General features: G+C 59.4%; 3 protein-coding genes and 1 pseudogene. 3 read left to right on the top strand and 1 reads right to left on the bottom strand.

The window, feature by feature from the left end; all coding sequences use genetic code 11:
* The 3 genes and pseudogenes from AC1DLB_RS27510 to AC1DLB_RS27500 form a co-directional block, all read left to right on the top strand.
* A partial coding sequence (locus tag AC1DLB_RS27510; protein WP_477786051.1) for a type I secretion system permease/ATPase occupies nucleotides 1–1,200 on the top strand: 1,200 nt, incomplete at its 5' end.
* Nucleotides 1,178–2,367: pseudogene (locus AC1DLB_RS27505) on the top strand (HlyD family type I secretion periplasmic adaptor subunit). The gene AC1DLB_RS27510 and the pseudogene AC1DLB_RS27505, both read left to right, overlap by 23 nt.
* A 2-nt stretch (nucleotides 2,368–2,369) precedes the next feature.
* Nucleotides 2,370–3,749: a TolC family outer membrane protein gene (locus tag AC1DLB_RS27500; protein WP_477779286.1), complete on the top strand. Its 1,380-nt coding sequence runs from the start codon at nucleotides 2,370–2,372 to the stop codon at nucleotides 3,747–3,749.
* 161 nt (nucleotides 3,750–3,910) lie between these two features.
* On the opposite strand, the gene AC1DLB_RS27495 is transcribed toward AC1DLB_RS27500, so the two are convergent.
* On the bottom strand, nucleotides 3,911–4,091 hold a 181-nt coding region (locus AC1DLB_RS27495; protein ID WP_477786050.1), incomplete at its 5' end, for a hypothetical protein.

Here is a 4,091-nt window from a genome sequence, read left to right as displayed (position 1 = left end):
CTCCATACCACGAAAAATCTGCGCAACGCTGAAGTCATCGAGTCCATGGGCATGCTTGAAACCCTGATGGACCGTTGGGGGCGTCGCCAAAGGCATGTCCTGATGCTGCAGTCCGGGGCGAGCGATAGAGGTGGCATCATCAGCACGCTTTCCAGGTCCTTCCGGATCCTGGTGCAATCGCTGATCCTGGGGCTGGGGGCGTACCTGACCGTGGATCACCAGGTGGGGCCAGGCATGGTGTTTGCCGGGTCCGTGCTGCTAGGGCGCGCCTTGGCCCCCATCGATCTGATTATCGGCAGCTGGAAGGGCTTTATTGCGGCCCGTTCGCAGTACCGCCGTCTCAACGACATCCTCGACAAACAACAGGCTCAGCCCGAGCGTATGTCATTGCCTGCGCCTCAGGGTCATGTGCAGGTGGAGAATCTGATCGTCGCGGCACCTGGCTCGAAAACCCCGATCATCAAAAACATAAGTTTCAGCGTACCTGCCGGCTGCATTGTCGGAATCATCGGTCCAAGTGCCGCGGGCAAGTCCACCCTGGCCAGGGCACTGATGGGGGTATGGGCGCCGCAGCATGGGGTGGTCCGGCTCGATGGCGCGGACATCAGCGCGTGGGACAAACATGAACTCGGGCCGTACATAGGTTACTTGCCCCAGGACATTGAATTATTCGAAGGCAGCGTCAGCGAGAACATTGCCCGCTTCGCCGAGGTCGACTCCGAGAAAGTCGTTCTGGCGGCCAAGTCTGCCGGCGTTCACGAAATGATTCTGCTGTTGCCCGATGGCTATGACACCGTCATTGGCAGCGATGGCGTCATGCTGTCGGGAGGGCAGCGCCAACGCATAGGCCTGGCCCGTGCCCTGTATGGCAACCCGCGGCTGATTATCCTCGACGAGCCCAATTCCAATCTCGACGAAGTCGGTGATCGTGCCCTGGCGGTGGCCATCCAGCAGCTCAAGCTGACAGGCGCAACCGTTTTTGTGATTACCCACCGAACCAACATTGTGTCCCAACTTGACCGGCTGATGGTGATGAGTGATGGCGCCATCAGTCTCTATGGACCACGCGAACAAGTGCTGGCCGAACTCGCGCAGCGGGCACAAAAGCACGCCTCGCAAGCAGGCGCAAGCGTGGCTTCGGTGGCTACTCGCAAGGGTGATGCCGATGAACAGTACGATGCTCAGTCGTCAAACAGATAACTTCGCCGACCTGGCGGTATCTGATCGAAAGATCCGTCGCCTGGGTTTTGGCATTTTATTGATGACCTTCGGGGTGTTCGGCACCTGGGCGGCGGTCGCACCGATCGATGGCGCGGCTTACGCGCCTGGTGTGGTCACCGTGCAGGCTTATCGGAAAACGGTACAACACCTCGAAGGTGGCATCGTCAAAGAGGTGTTGGCCCATGACGGTGACATCGTCAAGCAGGATGACCCGCTGATTATTCTCGATGATGCCCAGCTGCGATCCGAATACGAGATGACCCGAAGCCAGCTCATTGCCGCCAGAGCCATGGAGGCAAGACTCAAGGCTGAGCGGGACAATCTGCCAGTCATTGGCTTTGACGTCATGACCGATGCCGACAGTCTGCGAGGTGCCGAGGCGCGCCAGGGCGAGAGAATAAATCCTACAGCGGTGAAATCGTTGAATTGACAGACATGTTGTCACAAGGGTTCGTCGACAAACAACGCCTGCTTGAGCAGCAGCGCAAGCTTGAAATGGTCAAGTCCGAATTGGCCGACCATCGTTCGACCATCACCAGGACGCGCCTGCAGATCAATGAAACACAGCTGCAGATTCTACAAGTCGATAAAGACTTCAATGCCGATGTCGCCAAACAATTGGCCGATGTCCAGACCAAAATCTACGACCTGCAAGAGAAGGCTTCCGCCCTGGAAGACCGGCTCAGCCATATCATCATCCGCGCACCCGAATCGGGCATGGTGATAGGCATGACGGTGCATACGATTGGCGGCGTCGTGCGCTCGGCGACTCCTTTGCTGGACATCGTTCCCTCGGTTTCTGAACTGGTCATAGAGGCCCAGGTGGCGCCGGTCGATATCGATCGCATCGCCATCGGCAAGCGTGCCGATATCCGTTTCGGCGCGTTCAACAGTGCGACCACGCCGGTGATCCAGGGCGAGGTCATCAGTGTCTCGGCGGACCGGCTGGTCAACGAAAAGACCGGGACTCCCTATTACCTGGCGCGGGTCCGGGTCACCGAAGCCGGCGTGCGCGCCTTGGGTGATCGCAAATTACTGCCGGGGATGCCTGCGGACGTGTTGATCATCACGGGGCAACGCACGCTGTTGCAATACCTTCTGCAGCCGGCCCGCAATGTCATCTCTCAAGCGTTGATCGAGGAGTGATCATGCGAGCGTCGACAGTTCTGCTGGGCGGGGCGTTCATGTTTGCCGCGGGTGCCGTTCTGGCGCAAACCACTGAAGCAAAGCCGACCGGGGTCAGTGCCTCGACGTATTCCACGGATCTCATGCAGTTGTACCGCGAGGCCCGGCTGGAAGACCCGCGAGTGTTGGCCTCGTATGCGCGAGCGAAGGCGGGCGAGGAACATCAACGCGAGGCCCTGGGCTCGCTGTTACCACAGGTATCGCTCAACGCCGGGCAGAACCGGATTCATCAGGAGAGCGACCTGGTGCAGCGCAGTTACGATAGCGAAATCTACAGCCTGGTGCTGCGTCAATACCTTTACAACAAGGCCGCGTGGGAGAACTACCAAAGATTCAAAAGCCTGGCCAAGCAAACCGAATCAGAAGCGCAGGAGGCCCAGGCCGAGGCCACAGTGGATTTAGCCCAGCGTTACTTCGCCGCATTGGCGGCCGAGGATGAACTGGAGTTGGTAAAGGCGGAGCGTCAAACCACGCAAAAGAGCCTGGACAGGGTCAATGCGTTGTACGAAAAGCAGCTGGCAATGATTACCGATCAACTCGACCTCAAGGCCCGGGTCGATTTGCTGGCGGCGCAGGAGCTGGATGCCCAGAACCAGGCCAGTATCACCCGCGAGGCACTGGCGGAGATCGTCGGCCGGCCAGTCAAGGAGAAGCTCAACCGGATTCGCGATGACGTGCAACTACAAGTGTCGACGCAGAGTCTTGAAACGTGGGTCCGCGAGGGGATAGCGCAAAACCCGGCGCTCAAGACCAACGAAAGTGGTGTCGAGGCCGCAGGCGCTGCGTTGCGCGGCGGCAAGGGCGGACACTATCCGACCGTGAGCCTGTCTCTGAGCGCGCAACAGACCAACGAGGGCTACAACAACTCCCTGGCGCCGCGTACCGACAGTTATGTCGCCGGTATTGGCGTGCAAGTGCCGATATACAGCGGTGGTTCAACCTCGGCGCGGGTGCGGGGGCTCTACCAGGATCAGATTGTGGCGGAGCAGCAACTGGAAGCAGTCCAGCGCCAGGTGGTCAAGGAGATCACCACCGCTTACCTGACGGCCAACTCGAGCGCAGAAAAGATCAGTGCGAGCCGGCATGCCCTGGCCTCGGCACAGCTGTCCAGAGTGGCGGCAGAAAAAGGACTCAGTTACGGAATGGTCAATGCCGTCGATGTACTGACCAGCGTACGCAACGAATTCCGGGCTCGTCGAGATCTGCTCAAGACCCAATACGACTTCGTCACCAATGTCTTCACGCTCAATCGCTGGGCGGGCAAGCCGCCTGTCGAGAGTGTCGAAAACGTCAATGCCTGGCTGAGCCCCCGCAGCTCCAGTCAAAAACTCACATCCCCCTGAACCTGCCAGCAATACCGCCGTTGTAGACCCTCCAGCCAGGCTGTTTTTTCAGTGCCTGCCCGCGGGCCTGGGGCCGGCTTGTGGGTGGCTCGATGCGGTGGGTTTCGCCGACAAATTGACGCTGGTTTTATTGTCATACTTTGCTGCACGCCACTCGTCGGTTAATTGACGATTTTGATCGGGGCAGACTTCAGCCGCAGGTCGCCGGTGGCGAGCCTAAGACCTTGATTTTTTAGGGGGGATGGCACCGCTGGGAACATCAGCCGGGCTATCCGCATGAGGCTGAGTCGACGACTGGCGGATGGCTGGGCCGGCAGCGCGCCGGGCTGGCCTAGACTCAGT

The sequence above is a fragment of the Pseudomonas sp. 05N434 genome, assembly GCF_056396965.1.
The sequence above is the reverse complement of the archived record's forward strand: the minus strand, read 5'-3'. Positions and strand labels throughout refer to the sequence as shown.